Source organism: Streptomyces luteogriseus, from assembly GCF_014205055.1.
GTDB lineage: Bacteria > Actinomycetota > Actinomycetes > Streptomycetales > Streptomycetaceae > Streptomyces > Streptomyces luteogriseus.
Map to the genome: position 1 here is coordinate 7,827,903 of NZ_JACHMS010000001.1, position 18,838 is coordinate 7,846,740.

Sequence of the window (18,838 nt, forward strand, 5' to 3'; positions counted from 1 at the left end):
GTTGCACCTGGATTGATCACGCCGCTCGCGGCCTCTCCGTGCGCTGACGGTTGGTCAGCGCACTGACGGGCTCGCCCGCGCGCGTCACCGGGCGCGGGGCTGGTGACGCGCCGGCCGGGACCACGGCTGACCCCCGCACGGCCGACCGGCGAACGCCTGCCGGTTCAGCCGCGTACGAGCCACGGGACTGAGTCACGCACGAACTCGAAACCCTCGGCTCAGCCCCGGGCTCAGCGCGCGCACCCCTGGCTCGACCGCGAGCGCCCCCGGCTCAACCGCGAGCGCCCCGGTTCAGCCGCGTACGAACCCGCCGATGCTGATCCGTGGCCATGAACGGGCCGCCGTCAGGAGTGCCTGGGTTCTGGCCGACGGTGTGGCCGCCGCTGCCGCCAGGGCCGCTGCCGCGCTCGCGATGCCGAGGACCGCGCCCGCCGCCACGTCGCCCGGGTAGTGCACGCCCGTGTGGACGCGGGAGTAGCCGACGGCGCCGGCCAGCGCCCCGAGCGGGACCGCCGCCGGGGGCAGGACCACACCGACGGCGGTGGCGAACGCGACCGCGGACGCCGTGTGCCCGGACGGGAACGACGCCGAGGTCGGCATCTTGACGTGCCGGTCCACCGTCACCCGGGCGGCCTCCCGGTCGGGCCGAGCCCGGCGCACCAGCCGCTTGCCGAGGAGGTTGGCGGAGGCCGATGCCACCGCGATCGCGCCGACACCGGCGAGAGCGGCCTTGCGCGGCCGCTTGCCGGCCAGGGCCAGGGCGGCGGCGATGGCGAAGGAGATCTTGGAGTGGTCGGCCGCGTGCGACAGGTGACGCAGCGTGCGGTCCAGGGTCGGCGTGGGGGTGGCGGCCACCGCCGCGTACAGGGCGCCGTCCACGGCCCTGAGATCACCGAACACGGCGCCCAGGAGCCGGCCGGGTCCGCCCGCGGAGTCCCGGGCGTTCTGGAGCGGACGGGGGGCGTCCGCGTTCGTGGTCCTCGGATCGGTCATGTGCTTCTCCCCGCAGTGGCCTTCCCCAGCAAGGTACCGGCTCACGCCCGGCGCACGCTCGGCGCCCCTGCGAGCCGGTACCTCACGGGTGCCCAGACGGCGGACGGCCACCCCGGTGAGCCGGGACACTGACCGCATGTCCTTCCTGCCACGCCGCGCCCTGCGCGCACTGGAGCGTTTCCACGCCGCCCGCCCCTGGGACCACAACGCCCGTTTCCACCGCTGGATCCTGCGGCAGCTCCCCGAGCGGGTGGGCAGTGCCCTGGACGTGGGCTGCGGCAGCGGAGACCTGGCCCGGCTGCTGGCCGGCCGGGCGGAGCGCGTGCACGGGATCGACGCCGACCCGGAGATCACCGTCCGGGCGCGGGAGCTGACGCCCGCGGCGGCCCCGGTGACGTACGCGGAGGCCGACGCGCTCACCGGGCTCGGTGACCAGTCGTACGACGTCATCACCTGCGTCGCCGTCGTCCACCATCTGCCGTTGCCCCGGGCCCTCGAGGCCTTCCGTGACCATCTGGCCCCCGGCGGCACCCTGGTGATCGTCGGAGTGTCCCGGGAGCGGACGCCCGTCGACCACCTGCTCGGCATCGCGTCGATACCGCTGAACATCGTCATGGCGTTGCTGAAGAACCGGGGCCGTACGGCGCCGCGCCCGGTCTCGATGACGGCCCGCACCTGCCCGGCGGACCTGACCTTCACCGAGGTCGTGCGCGAGGCGCGGGCCGTCCTCCCCGGCGTTCGCCTGCGCCGCCGGCTGTTCTGGCGCTACACGCTGGTGTGGCGTCACCGCTGACCCGCCGACGCCTCAGCCGGCGGCCCGGAAGGTGCGCAGCCGCAGCGAGTTGCCGACCACGAAGACCGACGAGAAGGCCATCGCCGCCCCGGCGATCATCGGGGTGAGCAGGCCGGAAGCGGCCAGCGGCAGGGCCGCCACGTTGTAGGCGAAGGCCCAGAACAGGTTCGAGCGGATGGTGCCGAGTGTGCGGCGGGCGAGCCGGATGGCGTCCGCGGCGGCCCGCAGATCGCCGCGCACGAGGGTCAGGTCGCCGGCCTCGATCGCGGCGTCCGTGCCGGTGCCCATGGCCAGGCCCAGATCGGCCTGGGCGAGGGCCGCCGCGTCGTTGACACCGTCACCGACCATCGCCACCGACCGGCCCTCGGCCTGGAGCCGCTTGACGACGTCGACCTTGTCCTGCGGGAGCACCTCTGCGATGACCTCCTCGATGCCCACCTCGCGGGCGACGGACCGGGCCACCGCCTCGTTGTCACCGGTCAGCAGGATCGGCGCGAGGCCGAGGGCCCGCAGCCGTCCGACCGCCTCCGCACTGGTGTCCTTCACCGCGTCGGCCACCTCCAGCACCGCGCGCGCCTCGCCGTCCCACGCGACCGCGATGGCCGTGCGCCCGGCTTCCTCGGCCGCCGCCCTCGCCCCGGCCAGGCCCTCGGGAAGCCGCATGGCCCAGTCGGCCAGCAGCCGCTCCCGGCCGACGAGCACCGCGTGGCCCTCGACGACTCCCTGTACACCGAGCCCGGGAACATTGGCGAAGTCCTCGGGCGTCGGCAGCGCGCCCAGCTTCTCCAGCGCCCCGTCGGCGACGGCCCGGGCGATCGGGTGCTCGGAGGAGTGCTCCAGCGCCCCGGCCAGCCGCAGCACGTCGGCCTCGTCGGTGCCCTCGGCGGTGTGCACGGCGAGCAGCGTCATACGGCCGGTCGTGACGGTGCCGGTCTTGTCGAGGACGACGGTGTCGACCCGGCGCGTGGACTCCAGGACCTCCGGGCCCTTGATGAGGATGCCGAGCTGGGCACCCCGTCCGGTGCCCACCATCAGCGCGGTCGGTGTCGCAAGCCCCAGGGCGCACGGGCAGGCGATGACGAGGACGGCGACCGCCGCGGTGAAGGCGGCCGTCAGCCCGGCGCCGTTGCCCAGCCAGAAGCCCAGCGTGCCGAGCGCCAGGGCGATCACCACCGGCACGAACACCGCGGAGATCCGGTCCGCGAGCCGCTGCGCGGCGGCCTTGCCGTTCTGAGCGTCCTCCACCAGCCGGGCCATCCGGGCGAGTTGTGTGTCCGCACCCACCCGGGTGGCCCGTACGACGAGCCGCCCGCCGACGTTGATCGTGGCGCCGGTGACGGGGTCGCCCCCGGCCACCTCCACCGGGACGGATTCGCCGGTGAGCATCGAGGCGTCGACGGCGGAGGACCCCTCTTCGACCGTCCCGTCCGTCGCGATCTTCTCGCCGGGCCGGACCAGGAAGCGGTCCCCGGCCTTCAACTCCGCGACCGGGAGGGTCTGTTCACGGCCGTCGGCCCGCAGCACGGTGACGTCCTTCGCGCCCAGTTCCAGCAGCGCCCGCAACGCCGCGCCCGCCTTGCGCTTGGCGCGGGCCTCGAAGTACCGCCCGGCAAGGATGAAGGCGGTCACGCCCGCGGCGGCCTCCAGGTAGATGTTCCCGGCGCCGTCCGTGCGCTCGATGGTCAGCTCGAAGGGGTGGGTCATGCCCGGTGTGCCCGCGGTGCCGAAGAACAGAGCCCACAGCGACCACAGGAAGGCGGCCGAGGTGCCCACCGAGATCAGGGTGTCCATGGTGGCCGCGCCGTGCCGCGCGTTGGTGAACGCCGCCTTGTGGAAGGGCCACGCCGCGTAGGTCACGACGGGCGCCGCCAGAGTGAGCGACAGCCACTGCCAGTACTCGAACTGCAGCGCCGGGACCATCGCCATGGCGACGACGGGAACCGACAGCACCACGGCCGTGATCAACCGCTCGCGCAGCGGCCGCAGTTCGTCGGCCTCCTCGGCCGGGCCGGTCTGCTGGTCCGAGGGAGCGGGCTCCTGTGCGGTGTACCCGGTGGCCTCGACGGTGGCGATGAGATCACCGACGGACACGTCGCCGGAGTGGCTGACCCTGGCCTTCTCGGTGGCGTAGTTGACGGTGGCGGTGACCCCGTCCATGCGGTTGAGCTTCTTCTCGATGCGCGCGGCGCAGGAGGCGCAGGTCATGCCGCCGATGGCGAGCTCCACCTCGGCGTCGGCGCCGGTCGGCGTACCGGTGCTCATGGCTCAGGCCCTCCCGGTCAGCTCGTAGCCGGCCTCGTCGACGACCTCCGCGATCGCGGCGTCGTCGGGCTCCGCGGCACTGGTGACGGTGACATGGCCGCTGCCGAGGTCGACCTCGACACCGCTGACGCCGGGCAGCTCGCCGATGACCTTGGTCAGCGTGGCCTTGCAGTGGCCGCAGGACATTCCGGCAACGGCGTAGGTGGTGGCGGGCATCGGGTGCCTCCTCGAGGGACGGTTCAGCAGATGGGGTGAATACGGGGCGGGGGTATCCCCGCGCCGACTTCAGGTATACCCCTCAGGGGTATACGATGCAAGCGCCGAAACAACTTGACTCGATACCCCCTAGGGGTATGGTGAAGTGCATGGAAGCCCCGCAATCGAGCGGGAGGCCCGCTATCCGAAGGAGCCACGGCCATGAACAACGGACTGAGGATCACCACCTTCGCCGCCGCCCTGGCAGCGACCTTCGGCGCGGCCTACGGCGTCGGACAGGGCATCGACCCCGTCGTCGCCGACAGCCCTCCGAAGCACCGGGACGAGCACACCAGGCCCGCACCCGAGCAGGCGGAGGGCGACGGCCACGGCGGACACGACACACCCCCCGCCGGCGGGCTGCAGATCTCCGAGGGCGGCTACACACTCGACCTCGACACCCCGCGCGTCACCGCCGGCAAGCAGGCCGACCTGCGCTTCACCGTCCGGGACGCCGGAGGCCGAGCGGTCACCGCCTACCAGCGCGAGCACGACAAGGAACTGCACCTCATCGTCGCCTCACGCGACCTGGTCACCTACCGCCACCTGCACCCCACCCGCGCCGCCGACGGCACCTGGAGCACCCCCGTGGACCTGCCCCGCGCGGGCGGCTACCGCGTCTTCGCCGACTTCACCCCGGCCGGGAAGGACGCCGAGAACCTCACCCTCGGCGCGGACCTCGCCGCATCCGGCCCGTACCGGGCCCGGCCCCTGCCGCCCGCGAGCACCACGGCCCGGATCGACGGCTACGAGGTGAAGCTGTCCGGCGCCCCGCAGCCGGGCAAGGCGAGCGAGCTGAAACTGAAGGTCTCCCGCGACGGCAAGCCCGTCACCGACCTCCAGCCCTACCTCGGCGCGTACGGCCACCTGGTCGCCCTGCGCTCCGGCGACCTCGCCTACCTGCACGTCCACCCGAACGGCGAACCCGGTGACGGCACGACCAGGCCCGGACCGGACATCTCGTTCACGGCCACCGCACCCAGTGCCGGTGCCTACCGCCTGTTCCTCGACTTCAAGCACGAGGGCGAGGTCCACACGGCGGCGTTCACCGTCCGTGCCGGGGGAGCGGCGGCCGGCTCCGGTACCCCCGAAGGGCATGTGGAGGACGGCCACGGGCACTGACCGTCAGCCGAGCGCCCGGTCCAGGTTGAAGGCCGCGCTGATCAGCGCCAGGTGCGTGAACGCCTGGGGGAAGTTGCCCTGCTGCTCCCCGGTGTGGCTGATCTCCTCGGCGTAGAGACCGAGGTGGTTGGCGTAGGTCAGCATCTTCTCGAAGGCCAGGCGCGCCTCGTCGACGCGGCCCGCGTGCACCATGGCCTCGACGTACCAGAACGAGCAGATGGAGAACGTGCCCTCGTCGCCGCGCAGCCCGTCAGGGCTGGAGCGGGGGTCGTAGCGGTAGACCAGCGAGTCGGACACCAGCTCCTCGGTGAGCACGTCCAGCGTCGACAGCCACTTCGGATCGGTGGGGGCGATGAACTTCGTCAGCGGCATCATCAGCACGGCGGCGTCCAGTACGTCCCCGTCCTCGTGCTGGACGAAGGCCCCGCGCTCCTCGGACCAGCCCCGGCTCATGATCCGCCGGTAGATCGTGTCGCGGCACTCCCGCCAGCGCGGCAGGTCGGCGGGCAGGCCGCGCCGGTTGGCCATCCGGATGGCCCGCTCGATCGCCACCCAGCACATCAGCCGTGAGTACAGGAAGTTCCTGCGCCCGCCCCGCGTCTCCCAGATGCCCTCGTCGGGCTGGTCCCAGTGTGCGCACACCCAGTCCACCAGTGCGCACACGTCGTCCCACTGGCCGCTGGAGATGGGCTTGGCCCACTTGTCGTAGAGGTAGATGGAGTCGATCAGCGCGCCGTAGATGTCGAGCTGGAGCTGGTCGGCCGCCGCGTTGCCGACCCGTACCGGCGCCGATCCGTGGTGGCCCTCCAGATGGTCGAGGGTGCGTTCGGGCAGCTCGGTGCGGCCGTCGATGCCGTACATGATCTGCAGCGGGCCGGAGACCTTGCCGTCGCCCGGGCTGATGTGCCGGGTCACGAAGTCCATGAACGCCTCGGCCTCGCCGGTGAAGCCCAGTCGCAGCAGGGCGTAGACGCAGAACGCCGCGTCGCGCACCCACACGTACCGGTAGTCCCAGTTGCGCTCGCCGCCGAGTTCCTCGGGCAGGCTCGTCGTCGGCGCGGCGACGATCGCCCCGGTCGGCGCATAGGTGAGCAGCTTCAGCGTCAGGGCCGAGCGGTGCACCATCTCCCGCCAGCGGCCCTTGTACCGGGAGGCCGACAGCCAGCGCCTCCAGTACGCCACCGTCGCCGCGAACTGCTCCTCGGCCTCGGTGTGCGCACACCGGCGGGGCGTCACATCGCCGCCGACCTTGTCCAGCGCGAAGACCGCCGTCTCGCCCTCGGAGAGTTTGAAGTCGCCGTGTACGTCGGCTCCGTCGGCCTCCAGCGGCACGGTCGCGGTCAGCGCCAGCGCGATCCCCGTCGCCTCGAACACCGCGGTGTCGCCGGTGAGCCGGACGGTGTGCGGCAGGGAGCCGTAGTCGAACCGGGGCGCCACGCGCGTACGGAACGGGATGGAGCCGCGTACGCACACCACCCGCCGGATCAGCCGGTGCCGCTCGGCCTCGGCCGGCCCGCCGCCGACCGGCATGAAGTCCTGCACCTCGCCGACCCCGTCCTCGGTGAAGAACCGCGTGATCAGCACGTTGGTGTCGGGGAAGTAGAACTGCTTGGTCCGCGCCGGCACCGTCGCCGCCAGTTCGAAACAGCCGCCGCGCTCCGCGTCCAGGATCGAGGCGAACACACTTGGCGCGTCGAAGGCCGGACAGCAGTACCAGTCGATGGTGCCGTCGGTCCCGACCAGGGCCACACTGCGCAGATCGCCGATCAGCCCGTGCTCGGCGATTGGCACATAGCGCCGGCCGCCCGGCACGCCCCGGTCCTGTGCGGCTTCGCCCATGACGGCCTCCCTGCCCGGTAGGCGCCTCAGCCCCAGCCTAGAACCGGCGACGGACGTCCGCTGTCGGACAGCCACCGTCGGACTGTCGCTGCCCCCGTCCGTCGGTGGACCCCCGCTGGCGCGCTGCCGTGTCGGGACCGTCGCTGCGGCACGGGTCGCCGTCGGACCGTCGCGGCCACGCCGCCGTTGTCGCGGACCACCGGCGCCGCGGACCACCGGACTACCGGCGCCGCGGACCACCGGACTACCGGCGCCGCGGACCACCGGACTACCGGCGCCGCGGGCCGCCGCCAGCGCGTCGCTGTCAGACCGTCGCCGTCATGCCGTCCCCGCCAGCGCGTCGCTGTCAGACCGTCGCCGTCATGCCGTCCCCGCCAGCGCGTCGCTGTCAGACCGTCGCCGTCAAGCCGCCCCCGGCAACCGTCGCCGTCAAGCCGACACCCTCAGGCCGTGATCACCCGCAGCCCGGCGTCCTCGAAGCGCCGCACCATCTCCGCGCCGACCGCCGTGTCCGTGACCAGCGTGTCCACCGCCTCGGCCGCGCAGATCCGGGCGAACGCCCGCTGCCCGAGCTTGCTGGAGTCCGCGGCCACCACCACCCGTTCCGCCCGCTCGCACAGCAGCCGGTTGATGGCGGCCTCCGCCTCGTCGTGCGCCGCGGCGCCGTGCGTCACGTCGAAGGCGACCACGCCGAGCACCGCCACATCGACCGTGATCTGCCCGAGCACCCCGTCCGCGAGCGGCCCCACCAGCTCGTACGACTGGGGCCGGGCCACTCCGCCGGTCAGCACGATCTTGAACTGGGGCCGCACGACCAGCTCACCCGCGATGTTCAGCGCGTTCGTCACCACGGTCAGCGCGGGCGACCCGGACGCCAGATCCCCGCGCACGGCCAGGGCCCGGGCCACCTCGGTCGTGGTGGTGCCCCCGGTCAGCCCGACCGCCTCGCCCGGCGCGACCAGATCGGCCACCGCCTTGGCGATGCGCTGCTTCTCGGAGGCGCGGCGGGCCGTCTTGTAGCGCAGCGGCAGCTCGTACGACACGCCGTGCACGACCGCCCCGCCCCGGGTGCGCACGAGCATCTGCTGCTCGGCGAGTCCGTCGAAGTCACGGCGGATCGTCGCCGCCGACACTCCGAGCTCCGCCGCCGCGTCCTCGACGTCCAGCCGGCCGCGCTCCACGAGCAGTTCCAGCAGCGCTTTCCAGCGGGCGTCGCGCGACATCCGCACCTCCACGTATCGATCTCCGGCGACCTTAGCGCACCCGATCCTGCCCGAATGCTTGATGTTGCTCGAAAGCTGGCGATATCTTGCAGAAACAATCAGAACGGAGGGTGCGGTATGACGCATGTCGAGGACGAGCTGACCAGCCAGCCCGAGTGCTGGGCGCGCGCCGCGTCGGAGGCGCCCCGGTTCGTCAAGGTGCTGCCGGCGCCGGGGGAGCGGGTCGCGATCGTCGGCTGCGGCACCTCGTACTTCATGGCGCAGGCCGCCGCCGCCCTGCGCGAGGGCGCGGGCCAGGGCGAGACCGACGCCTTCGCCGCCTCGGAGTTCCCCCACGGCCGCCGCTACGACCGGGTCGTCGCCCTCACCCGCTCCGGCACCACCACCGAAGTCCTGGACCTGCTGGGCCGCTTGAAGGGCGGCACCCCGACCACCGCGATCACCGCCGACCCGGACACGCCCGTCAGGGCGGCCGCCGACGCCCTCGCCGTCCTGGACTTCGCGGACGAACGCTCCGTCGTCCAGACCCGGTTCGCGACCACCGCCCTCACCTTCCTCCGCGCCCACCTCGGCCTCCACCCCGACACCGCCGTCACCGACGCGCGCACCGCCCTGGCCGAGCCGCTGCCCGAAGGCATCGTGGAGTGCGGGCAGTTCACCTTCCTGGGGCGCGGCTGGACCGTCGGACTGGCCAACGAGGCCGGGCTGAAGATGCGCGAGGCCGCCCTGGCCTGGGCGGAGGCCTACCCCGCGATGGAGTACCGGCACGGCCCCGTCAGTATCAGCACCCAGGGCACGGCCACCTGGATGCTGGGCGATGCACCGGCCGGGCTCGCCGAACAGGTGCGCGGCACCGGTGCGTTGTGGATCACCGGGGCACTGGACCCGCTCGCCGAACTCGTCCGCGTCCACCGGCTCGCGGTCGCCCTCGCCGCTTCCCGCGGGCTGGACCCCGACACCCCGCGCCATCTGACGCGCTCGGTGATCCTCGAACCCTGACCTGGAGACCTCGTGCCCCTCACCACCACCGGCGAACTCGTCACCTCCGCCGCAGCCGCCCGCTCGGCCGTCGCCTCCTTCAACGTCATCACCCTGGAGCACGTCGAGGCCGTCATCGCGGGCGCCGAGTCGGCGGGTGCCCCCGTCGTCCTCCAAGTCAGCGAGAACGCGGTCAAGTTCCGCGGCGGGCAGCTCCTTCCGCTGGCCCGCGCCGCCGTCGTCGCCGCCGAACACGCCGCCGTTCCGGTCGCGTTGCACCTCGACCATGTGCAGAGCGACGCCCTGCTGCACCAGGCCGCGGACGCCGGCTTCAGTTCGGTCATGTACGACGCGGCCCGGCTGCCCTACGCGGAGAACCTCTCCGCGACCCGGACGGCGGTCAGCTGGGCACACGCCCAAGGGCTCTGGATCGAGGCCGAGTTGGGCCAGATCGGCGGCAAGAACGGCAGACCCCCGCTGGACGCGCACGCCCCCGGCGCCCGCACCGACCCCGACGAAGCACGCGTCTTCGTCGCCGACTCGGGCGTGGACGCCCTGGCCGTCGCCATCGGCAGCTCCCACGCCATGACCACCCGCACGGCGACCCTCGACCACGCCCTGCTCAAGCGCCTGTCGGCCGCACTGGACGTCCCGCTCGTCCTGCACGGCTCCTCCGGTCTCCCGGACGACGAACTCACGGCGGCGATCGCGGGCGGCATCACCAAGGTCAACATCGGTACGGCCCTGAACATCGCGCTGACCGGTGCGATCCGGGAGTTCCTCGCCGAGCGGCCCGAGGCGGTCGACCCGCGCAGCTACCTGACCCTCGCGCGGCAGGCGATGACACGGGCGGTGGCGAGGACCCTCCGGACCCTCGGCGCCGCTACCGCTTGACGGCCTTCAGCACCACGAACTTCGGGTCGCTCGCGACGAGCCGGCTGTTGCCGAACAGCTTCCGCAGCTTGACGTGGTAGCCCAGGTGCCGGTTGCCGATCACCCACAGCTCCCCGCCCGGCCGCAACGCGCGCCGGGCCCCGGTGAACATCCGCCAGGCCGTGGCGTCCGTCGTCGCCTGGTGGGAGTGGAACGGCGGGTTGTTGAGGACCAGGTCGACACTGCCGGAGGGCACGCCCGCCAGCCCGTCACCGACCCGGAACTCGGCATGCCCCCGCACGCCGTTCGCCTTGTACGTCGCCTCCGCCGAGGCCACGGCCTGGAAGGACTCGTCCACGAACAGCACCTCGGCGTCCGGGTCGGCCAGCGCCACCGAGGTACCCACCACGCCGTTGCCGCACCCCAGGTCCACCACCCGGCCACCCCGTCCCCCGGGCAGATGCCGGAGGAAGAACCGCGTCCCGATGTCGAGCCGGTCGGCGCAGAAGACCCCCGCGTGATTGACGACGGTGCCTCCGGCAGCGGGGCCGATGCCGTCCGGCAGCGTGTAGACGTACGGCCACGGATTGCCGGGACGCTCCAGAGCGGGATCCGGCGTGCAGAAGATCAGCCGGGCCTTCTTCTCGGCGAGCGAGGTGCGGGTCGGCCCGAGGATCCGCTCGAACAGCGCCAGCGTCGAGGTGTGGATCTCCTTCACCATGCCCGTGCCGACGACGACCGTCCCCGCGTGCACGGCCGGAGCCAGTCGCAGCAGCTGGTCCTCCAGCAGCGCAAGGCTCTTCGGCACCCGCACCAGCAGCACGTCGATCCGCTCCGGCGGCGGATCCTGCGTGGTGAGCAGCCGCACCGCACCCGGCTCCACGCCGGCCCGCGCGAGGTTGGCCCGGGTCGCCTCCTGCGTGAGGTGGGAGTCGGTGATCTGCACCGGCCGGTGCGCGGCGAGCGCCGTGACCAGCGCGCCCCAGCGGTCCCCGACGACCACGACCGTGCCGTCCAGCGGCACCCGTTCCTCGGCCAGATGCCTCAGCAGGTACTCGTCCGAGGCGTCCCAGGCGCGCAGCCTGTCGCGCGGGTCCTCGGGGAAACGGGTCAGCGCCGGCTCGCCCCACGGCGTCTTCATACGGTCGTCCATCGTGCGACCAGGCTAGCCGAGCCCCAGCTCAGGGCGTGTCGGGCACCATGGAAGGCATGGACGCCGAGTTGTTCCCCAGGGCCCGTACGCAGGTCGCGCCCGGCGCCGTGCACCTGCCCGACTGGCTGGACGCCGAGCATCAGCGCGCGCTGCTCGACGCCTGCCGCGACTGGGCCCGGCCGCCCGCGGGGCTGCGCACGGTCCGCACACCCGGCGGCGGCACCATGACCGCCCGGCAGGTCTGCCTCGGCTGGCACTGGTACCCCTACGCCTACGCCCGCACGGTCGCCGACGGGGACGGCTCCCCGGTGAAGCCGTTCCCGCGGTGGCTCGGCGAACTGGGTCGCCGGGCGGTCCGCGACACCCTCGGCGGACCGGCGCCGGACTACGACATCGCGCTCATCAACTTCTACGACGCCGACGCCCGCATGGGCATGCACCGCGACAGCGACGAGAGGTCCGACGCGCCGGTGGTGTCGCTGAGTCTCGGCGACACCTGCGTCTTCCGCTTCGGCAACACCGAGACGCGCACCCGGCCCTACACCGACGTCGAGCTGCGCAGCGGCGACCTGTTCGTCTTCGGCGGCCCGTCCCGCCTGGCCTACCACGGGGTCCCACGCGTCCACGCGGGCACGGCACCGCCCCCACTGGGCCTGACGGGCCGGCTCAACATCACCCTCCGGGCCGGCGGTCTCTGATGCCCGGCCGCACCCATCGCAGCTGCTCCCCGACGCCTGCCCGGCGGGCTCGGCCACCATCCCGGCGGATCATGGGAGACTCGCCCTCATGAGCGGGAAGGCGGACCCCCGGCAGGCGGGGAACGGGAGCACTTCGAGAGCGCGGCTGGACCGGGGACGCGGAGCACTCGGACCCGCACTGGAACTCGTGCACACCGGACGCGCGCCGACCCGGGCCGTGCTCACCGCCGAGCTCGGGGTGACCCGGGCGACGGCCGGCGCGGTCGCCGCCGAGCTGGAGGCACTCGGGCTGATCCGGGTCGACGCCCGGCCCGGCGCGGCGGCCGGCTCGCAGGGCAGGCCCTCACACAAGCTGGCCGTCGCCGACGACGGGCCCGTCGCGCTCGCGGCGCAGGTCCACTCCGACGGTTTCCGGGCGGCACTGGTCGGACTGGGCGGCCGGATCGTCGCCACCGCGCCCGGCTGCGAGGTCGTCGACGCCGACCCGGCCAAGGTGCTCGCCTCCGTCGTCGCGGCCGGCGCCGAGCTGCTGCGCGAGACCGGTCTGCGGTGCGTGGGCGCGGGCCTCGCCGTCCCCTCCGCCGTCGCCGAGCCCGGGGGACTCGCGCTGAACCCCCTCCACCTGGCCTGGCCCGCGGGCGCGCCCGTCCGGGACATCTTCGCCGAGCAGGTGCGCGCGGCCGGCCTCGAGGGACCCGCGTTCGCCGCGAACGACGTCAACCTCGCCGCGCTCGCCGAGCACCGGCACGGCGCCGGCCGCGGCTCCCGTGACCTGCTGTGCGTGGCCACCGGCCACCGCGGCGTCGGCGGCGCGCTCGTCCTCGACGGCCGCCTGCACCGGGGCAGTTCGGGCCTCGCGCTGGAGGTCGGACACCTCACCGTGCACCCCGAGGGCCGCCCCTGCCACTGCGGCAGCCGCGGCTGCCTGGACGTGGAGACCGACCCGCTGGCCTTCCTCACGGAGGCCGGACGCGAACCCGGCCCCGAGGTGTCACTGCTCCAGCAGTCCATCGACCTGATCCGCCACCACTACGACGACCCGGGCGTCCGCACCGCCGCCGAGGCCCTCATCGACCGCCTCGGTCTCGGCCTCGCCGGTCTGGTCAACATCCTCAACCCGGACCGCATCATCCTCGGCGGCCTGCACCGCACCCTCCTCGACGCCGACCCCGGCCGCCTCCGCGCGGTCGTGGCCGACCGCAGCCTGTGGGGGCAGAGCGGCGGCGTCCCCATCCTGCCCTGCACCCTCGACCACAACAGCCTGGTCGGCGCGGCGGAACTGGCCTGGCAGCCGGTCCTGGACGATCCGCTGGGAGCGCTGACCGCACAGGGGTGAGCGGGCCTCGGCCGTGATCCGACGCGACCGCCCCCACCGGCATCAGGCGTGCCCGCGCCGCTTCCGGGAAGGCGCGCCGCTGAGCGGGCAGGCTGGGTCGCAGGCAGTCCGCCCGCACCGCACCACCGAGGAAGTTGACGCAATGACCGACAATCTCACCGTGAGCGTCCTGGGCACCGGCATCATGGGCGCCGCGATGGCCCGCAACCTCGCCCGGGCCGGACACACGGTCCACGCCTGGAACCGCACCCGGGCCAAGGCCGAGCCGCTGGCCGCCGACGGCGTGCGGATCGCCGACACCCCCGCGCAGGCCGTCCAGGACGCCGATGTCGTCCTGACCATCCTCTACGACGGTCCCGCCGCGCTGGACACGATGCGCGAGGCCGTCCCCGCTCTGCGCCCCGGCACCGTCTGGGTGCAGTCCACCACCGCGGGCATCGAGGGCGTGGCCGAGCTGGCCGCCTTCGCCCGCGAGCACGGCCTGGTCTTCTACGACGCCCCCGTCCTGGGCACCCGCCAGCCCGCCGAGGCCGGGAAGCTGACCGTGCTCGCGGCCGGTCCCACCGAGGGCCGCGAGAAGGTGACGCCGGTCTTCGACGCCGTCGGCGCCCGGACCGTGTGGAGCGGCGAGGACGGGGGGCGGGGCGGTGCCACCCGGCTGAAGCTCGTCGCCAACAGCTGGGTCCTCGCCGTCACGGCCGCCGCCGGCGAGGCCTTGGCCCTGTCCGAGGCGCTCGGCGTCGACCCGCGCGGCTTCTTCGACCTCGTCGCCGGTGGCCCGCTCGACATGGGCTATCTGCGCGCCAAGTCCGAGCTCGTCCTCGAGAACAGGCTCACGCCGCCCCAGTTCGCGGTGAGCACCGCCGCCAAGGACGCCCGGCTGATCGTTCAGGCCGGCGTGGACCACGGCGTCCGTCTGGACGTCGCCGAAGCGGCCGCCGCCCGCATGGAGCGTGCCGCCGCCCAGGGCCACGCCGACGAGGACATGGTCGCGGCCTACTTCGCCAGCTTCGACGAGAAGACCGACTCCTAGGAGGTTCCCCCATGTCCAAGCCGCCGCTGCCGCCCGAGGCCGACGACCTGCTGAGCCGGCCCAACCCGTGCGTCATGGCCACCCTGCGCTCCGACGGCGCGCCCGTCTCCACCGCCACCTGGTACGCGTGGCAGGACGGCCGTGTCCTGATCAACCTCGACGAGGGCCGGGTGCGGCTGAAGCACCTGCGCCGCGACCCGCGCGTCACCCTCACCGTCCTCGCCGGCGACGACTGGTACACCCACGTCACCCTCATCGGCCGCGTCACCGAGATGTACGCCGACGAGGACCTGGCCGACATCGACCTCCTCGCCCGGCACTACACCGGCAAGCCCTACCCGGACCGTGTCCGCCCCCGCGTCAGCGCCTGGATCGAGGTCGACCGCTGGCACGGCTGGGGCTCGTTGAAGGACAGCGACCAGGCCGGCGGCTGAGACCCGTTGACCGGGCCGGTCAGCGCCACTCGGTCGCGAACGCCCGGCCCGGGTTCTCCGTGAGGATGCGCTCCACCAGCTCCTCGCCCACGGCGTGCACGAGCCGGGGCCGCACCCGGCGCAGCAGGTAGGGCATCCCGGGGCCGCCGTCCACCGAGCGGGCGGCGGCCGTGGTGGTGTCCGCGCCCAGCAGCACCCGGTCGCCGAACCCGGCGTCGGCGAGGGCCCGTACGGCCTCCGGCATCCGCCAGTCCGTGGCGTGGTGGGTGAGGGACGGTCCGTCGAAGGCCAGATAGCAGCCGGACTCGGCCGCCTGCCGGTGCACCACGAGGTCGGGGGAGCGGTTGAGATGCCCGAGCACCACCCGGTGCGGCGGCACCCCCAACTCCCCGCACAGCAGGTCCAGTACGTCCAGGGCGCCGGTGCCCATCTCCAGGTGCACGGTGATCGTCGCGCCCGTGGCGTGATGCGCCTCGGCCGCCGCCGCCATGGTCCAGCGGGCGTGCGCGTCCAGCGCGTGGAAGCCGCCCGCGACCTTGACCAGCCCCGCCCGCACCTCCGACGTCCCGATGCCCACGGTGAGTTCGGAGACGAAGACCTCGGCGAGCCGGCCCCGCAAACCGGCGAGCGTGTCCTCGTCGTAGTGCACGGCCTGGTGCAGACCGGTCGCGGCCACCAGGTGCACGCCCGTCTCCCGGGACAGCGGCGGCAGATCGGCGGCCCGCCGCCCGAGCCCGTACGGCGTCCACTGCACGACGGCCCCACCGCCCTGCTCCCGGAACGCGACCAGCTCCGCCCGCGCCGCCGCCACGCTGCGCAGCTCCTGGCCGGGCAGCCGGGGACTGCCGAAGAACACATGGTCGTGGGCGTCACATACCCCCAGGTCGGCGGGAGGCACGTCCCCCAGCACCGTGCGGACCGCGCTCACCACTGGCGTCCCCGGGCCAGCCGGTCCCGGCCCGGCGTGGACAGATGCAGCACCTCGAACACCTCGCCGTCGGCCTTGGGCGCGTCCTGCTCCCATCGCTCCCAGAGGGAGAAGTGCACCAGCTCCCAGCGGCTCGTGTCGACGGCCGCGGCGGCGCACAGGGCCCCGTCCTCCGCCGCCAGCCGCCGGGCCTCACCCACCGCGTCCTCCACGCTTTCGGCCAACGGCACGCCGTCCGGGACGGGTTGGCGGTGCCGTACCGCGAACCGCGGCTGCGAGCCGTGGCCTTCCTCGTACGCGAGGCCCGTCCACTGGCGTGCCGACGGCCGCCCGAAGTCGTCACTGACTCCCTGGAAACCGCCGCCCCACAGGAAGGAGTTCATCCCGTCGACCGTGTTCCAGAGGTAGAAGGGGGCGTACTGGTTGACCGGCGAGCCGCGCAGGCCGCGCTCGCGGATCAGGTAGGCCTTGAGGCCGAGCCCGCCCCATTCGTCGAGCAGGTGACCCCGGCGGGCGACGCGGTCGCGGATGATGCCCATGTCGTACCCGGCGGGCAGGGCGATCTCGTACTGCAGGGCGTGCATGGAGGTCTCCTCAAGAGGGCCGGGGTGCCAGCAGGGAGAGCAGCCCCCGGACCCCCGCGTCGAAGACGGCGGGGGAGCCGGAGGCGCGGGCGAGGACGTAACCGCCCTGGACGGTCGCGACGACCGCCGCCGCGATCTCCCCGGCGTCCAGGCCGGGCGCGAACTGGCCCTGCGCCTTGCCCTCTTCGACGATCCCGGCGATCCGCCCGCGCAGCCAGTCGAGCGTCTCGTCGACCGGTGCGCGCAGCTCGGGACTCGCGATCACGTCCGGGTCCATCGTCAGCCGGCCGACCGGGCAGCCTCGCAGCACGGCCCGCTCGCGCCGCAGGTACGCCTCGATGCGCTCGTAGGGCGTGCCCGGGCCGTCGAGTACTCCCGCGGCGGTGGCGCGCATCTCCTCGGCTGTCCGCCGGATCGCGGCCAGGGCGAGATCGGGCTTGCCCTTGAAGTGGTGGTACATGCTGCCCTGCCCGGCGTCCGCGCGCTCCAGGATCGCCTTGGGGCTGGTGCCCGTGTAGCCGCGCTCCCACAACAGCTCGCGGGTGGACTCGATCAGCCGCTCCGGGGTGCTCATACCACTACTGTACATACTAGTAGTTACAGAAGCGAGGGTGCGGGGAGCAGACGGGACCCGCTCGCCTGCTCCCCGCGGGGTACGCACAGTGCCGCCGGCCGTACGACGACCGGGGACCCCTCGCCGGACGACTCTCGAAAGCGACACCGCACACGAAGCGATCGAGGAGTTGGACGACATGCAGACCCTGGCGCACTTCGGCGACGGCGGGCCCGGCCCGTGGATCCTGCTCTTCCCGGTGATCTGGGCGCTGGTGATCGGCGGCGGCATCGCGCTGCTGCGCCGCACGGTGCGGCGCGGACGCCGCGGCGGCCCGTGGGGGCGGCCCACCGTCGAGAGCGACTCGCCCCTCGCCGTACTCGGCCGCCGCTTCGCCTCCGGCGAGATCGACGAGGACGAGTACTGGCGCCGACTGTCCGTGCTCAACGAGGAGTTCGGCCGTAAGGGAGGCGCGGCATGACCACGGCGCCGTCACCTTCGCGGACGGTGTGCGCACGGACGCCGGCACGGTGGCGGTGGAGAAGACTGCCGCGGCGTACGGCAACCCGGAGGTGCAGACCCGCGGCGCGTACGCGCAGTCCTCGGTGGGCGGCATCGACATGATGCCCTCGTCTGCGCGCTGCTCGCCCTCGCGGTGCTCACCGCGCTCCTCGGCATCGCCGACACGCTGACCCTGGCGATCCACGAACGCACCCGAGAACCGGGCCTGCTCAGGGCCGTCGGCCGGACCCGTGCCCAGCTGCGGGCCATGGTCCGTTGGGAGTCGGTCCTGCTCGCCGCCTTCGGCACGGCCGGCGGGCTCGCCCTCGGCGCCTCCCGCGGCTGGGTCCTCGTCAGGGCGTCGGACGGCGTGAGCGACAGTGCCTTCGCGTTCGCGATGCCGCCCGTGAACCTGGCCGTCGTGGGGCTCGCCGCCGGCGCCCTCGCGAGGCTGCGCCCGGCCCGGCGCGCGGCACGCCTGGACGTGCTGCGGACCGTCGCCGCGGAGTGACGTACGCCCCGGGAGCACACCCGGCGGCGTACGCCCCCGGGACCCCCGAGGGGACGGTGGTCACCGCCCGGTCAACCGGCAACGGCGGACCGGGCGGGAGCATGGTCGGGCCGCAGCCCGTCGGTGGAGACCCCGACCTCGGCGAACCGGCGGGCCGGCTTCTCCTGGACCGTGCGCCGCGAGCGGAGCGACGGCGACGTCACCACGGGGGCGGACGTCGGCAGGGTGAACCACACGACCTTGCCGGACTCGCCGTCCGGCCGGACGCCCCAGCTCTCGCTCATGGCGGCCACCATCGCGAGCCCACGCCCGCAGGTCGCCAGCGGCTCGGCCTCGTCGATCACGGGCATCCGCGGATCCCCGTCGCGCACCGAGACCGTGAGCCGGTCGAGCAGCAGCTCTATCTCCACGGTGCACGTCTTGTCCGGCTGGGCATGCCGGTGGACGTTGGACAACAGCTCCGTCACGCCGAGCGAGGCCCGGTCGATCAGGGGGTCGAGATGCCAGTAGCGCAACTGCGCAGATACGATTCTGCGGACCTGGCCGATCCGCGACGGCAGGGCTTGGAGCTCCACCGTGCAGTGCCTGCTTGGGTAGCTGATCACGGCTGCGACTCCCCGACGTGAGGTCCGGAAGAACACGGGATTCGGATCCAGCAGGGCGCCTGCGTGACACTGCCGCCTGCTGTCGTGTCCGGCGGGCTGGTTCGCAGCGTTATCGCCGGTAAACCCAGAGTGACGTGAGACCAGAGTGACGCAGGGGGTGAGGT

The 18,838-nt window shown here is 73.4% G+C and carries 19 protein-coding genes and 1 pseudogene; 10 read left to right on the forward strand and 10 right to left on the reverse strand.

What is annotated here, in order from left to right; all coding sequences use genetic code 11:
• Positions 1–291 precede the first annotated feature (291 nt).
• Complete coding sequence (locus tag BJ965_RS34775) at positions 292–993, reverse strand: phosphatase PAP2 family protein (RefSeq protein WP_184914561.1); 702 nt, start codon at positions 991–993, stop codon at positions 292–294.
• Between the two features lie 136 nt (positions 994–1,129).
• Between BJ965_RS34775 and BJ965_RS34780 the strand changes: the two genes are divergently transcribed.
• Positions 1,130–1,786, forward strand: coding sequence for a class I SAM-dependent methyltransferase (locus tag BJ965_RS34780; protein WP_184914564.1), 657 nt, complete (start codon positions 1,130–1,132; stop codon positions 1,784–1,786).
• Positions 1,787–1,798: 12 nt separating this feature from the next.
• On the opposite strand, the gene BJ965_RS34785 is transcribed toward BJ965_RS34780, so the two are convergent.
• Complete coding sequence (locus tag BJ965_RS34785; RefSeq protein ID WP_184914568.1) at positions 1,799–4,048, reverse strand: heavy metal translocating P-type ATPase; 2,250 nt, start codon at positions 4,046–4,048, stop codon at positions 1,799–1,801.
• A gap of 3 nt (positions 4,049–4,051) precedes the next feature.
• A complete protein-coding gene (locus BJ965_RS34790; RefSeq protein WP_184914571.1) occupies positions 4,052–4,264 on the reverse strand; it encodes a heavy-metal-associated domain-containing protein in 213 nt (70 codons plus the stop codon).
• A gap of 201 nt (positions 4,265–4,465) precedes the next feature.
• On the opposite strand from BJ965_RS34790, the gene BJ965_RS34795 reads away from it, so the two are divergent.
• Positions 4,466–5,425, forward strand: a complete 960-nt coding sequence (locus BJ965_RS34795; protein WP_184914574.1) for a hypothetical protein — start codon at positions 4,466–4,468, stop codon at positions 5,423–5,425.
• Positions 5,426–5,428: 3 nt separating this feature from the next.
• Here the strand turns inward: BJ965_RS34795 and BJ965_RS34800 are convergent, their stop codons facing one another.
• Together BJ965_RS34800 and BJ965_RS34805 are read right to left on the reverse strand one after the other, a co-directional pair.
• Positions 5,429–7,264 (reverse strand): glycoside hydrolase family 15 protein, encoded by a 1,836-nt coding sequence (locus BJ965_RS34800; protein ID WP_184914577.1) that lies wholly within the window; start codon positions 7,262–7,264, stop codon positions 5,429–5,431.
• Between the two features lie 443 nt (positions 7,265–7,707).
• Positions 7,708–8,487 (reverse strand): DeoR/GlpR family DNA-binding transcription regulator, encoded by a 780-nt coding sequence (locus tag BJ965_RS34805; protein WP_184914580.1) that lies wholly within the window; start codon positions 8,485–8,487, stop codon positions 7,708–7,710.
• Between the two features lie 117 nt (positions 8,488–8,604).
• Here BJ965_RS34805 and BJ965_RS34810 point away from each other — a divergent pair, with 117 nt between their 5' ends.
• The gene (locus BJ965_RS34810) at positions 8,605–9,486 is read left to right on the forward strand and encodes an SIS domain-containing protein (protein ID WP_184914584.1); all 882 of its coding nucleotides are present in this window, start codon (positions 8,605–8,607) and stop codon (positions 9,484–9,486) included.
• 12 nt (positions 9,487–9,498) lie between these two features.
• Entirely contained in the window at positions 9,499–10,359 is an 861-nt protein-coding gene (locus BJ965_RS34815; protein ID WP_184914588.1) for a class II fructose-bisphosphate aldolase, read from the forward strand.
• Here BJ965_RS34815 and BJ965_RS34820 read toward each other — a convergent pair.
• Complete coding sequence (locus BJ965_RS34820; protein ID WP_184917854.1) at positions 10,349–11,479, reverse strand: methyltransferase; 1,131 nt, start codon at positions 11,477–11,479, stop codon at positions 10,349–10,351. The genes BJ965_RS34815 and BJ965_RS34820 overlap by 11 nt on opposite strands.
• A 68-nt stretch (positions 11,480–11,547) precedes the next feature.
• Between BJ965_RS34820 and BJ965_RS34825 the strand changes: the two genes are divergently transcribed.
• From BJ965_RS34825 to BJ965_RS34840, 4 genes are all read left to right on the forward strand, one after another.
• Positions 11,548–12,189 carry an alpha-ketoglutarate-dependent dioxygenase AlkB family protein gene (locus BJ965_RS34825; RefSeq protein ID WP_184914590.1) on the forward strand — a complete coding sequence of 214 codons (642 nt, stop codon included), beginning with the start codon at positions 11,548–11,550 and terminating at the stop codon, positions 12,187–12,189.
• A gap of 88 nt (positions 12,190–12,277) precedes the next feature.
• Complete coding sequence (locus BJ965_RS34830; protein ID WP_184914593.1) at positions 12,278–13,525, forward strand: ROK family protein; 1,248 nt, start codon at positions 12,278–12,280, stop codon at positions 13,523–13,525.
• A 142-nt stretch (positions 13,526–13,667) separates the two neighbouring features.
• Entirely contained in the window at positions 13,668–14,558 is an 891-nt protein-coding gene (locus BJ965_RS34835) for an NAD(P)-dependent oxidoreductase (protein ID WP_184914595.1), read from the forward strand.
• A gap of 11 nt (positions 14,559–14,569) precedes the next feature.
• A complete protein-coding gene (locus BJ965_RS34840; RefSeq protein WP_184914599.1) occupies positions 14,570–14,992 on the forward strand; it encodes a PPOX class F420-dependent oxidoreductase in 423 nt (140 codons plus the stop codon).
• Between the two features lie 19 nt (positions 14,993–15,011).
• Here BJ965_RS34840 and BJ965_RS34845 read toward each other — a convergent pair whose 3' ends face one another.
• From BJ965_RS34845 to BJ965_RS34855, 3 genes are read right to left on the reverse strand one after another with little or no spacing between them, the layout of a single operon-like run.
• Entirely contained in the window at positions 15,012–15,920 is a 909-nt protein-coding gene (locus BJ965_RS34845) for a phosphotriesterase family protein (RefSeq protein WP_184914602.1), read from the reverse strand.
• Positions 15,917–16,504, reverse strand: coding sequence for a DUF4865 family protein (locus tag BJ965_RS34850; RefSeq protein ID WP_184914604.1), 588 nt, complete (start codon positions 16,502–16,504; stop codon positions 15,917–15,919). Before BJ965_RS34850 ends, BJ965_RS34845 begins: the two co-directional genes overlap by 4 nt.
• A gap of 10 nt (positions 16,505–16,514) precedes the next feature.
• Entirely contained in the window at positions 16,515–17,093 is a 579-nt protein-coding gene (locus BJ965_RS34855; RefSeq protein WP_184914608.1) for a TetR/AcrR family transcriptional regulator, read from the reverse strand.
• Positions 17,094–17,256: 163 nt separating this feature from the next.
• On the opposite strand from BJ965_RS34855, the gene BJ965_RS34860 reads away from it, so the two are divergent.
• Positions 17,257–17,538, forward strand: a complete 282-nt coding sequence (locus tag BJ965_RS34860; RefSeq protein ID WP_184914612.1) for an SHOCT domain-containing protein — start codon at positions 17,257–17,259, stop codon at positions 17,536–17,538.
• Positions 17,539–17,545: 7 nt separating this feature from the next.
• A pseudogene (locus BJ965_RS34865) lies at positions 17,546–18,069 on the forward strand (FtsX-like permease family protein); the annotation flags it as partial.
• A gap of 71 nt (positions 18,070–18,140) precedes the next feature.
• Here the strand turns inward: BJ965_RS34865 and BJ965_RS34870 are convergent.
• Positions 18,141–18,674, reverse strand: coding sequence for an ATP-binding protein (locus BJ965_RS34870; protein ID WP_184914614.1), 534 nt, complete (start codon positions 18,672–18,674; stop codon positions 18,141–18,143).
• Between the last annotated feature and the right edge of the window lie 164 nt (positions 18,675–18,838).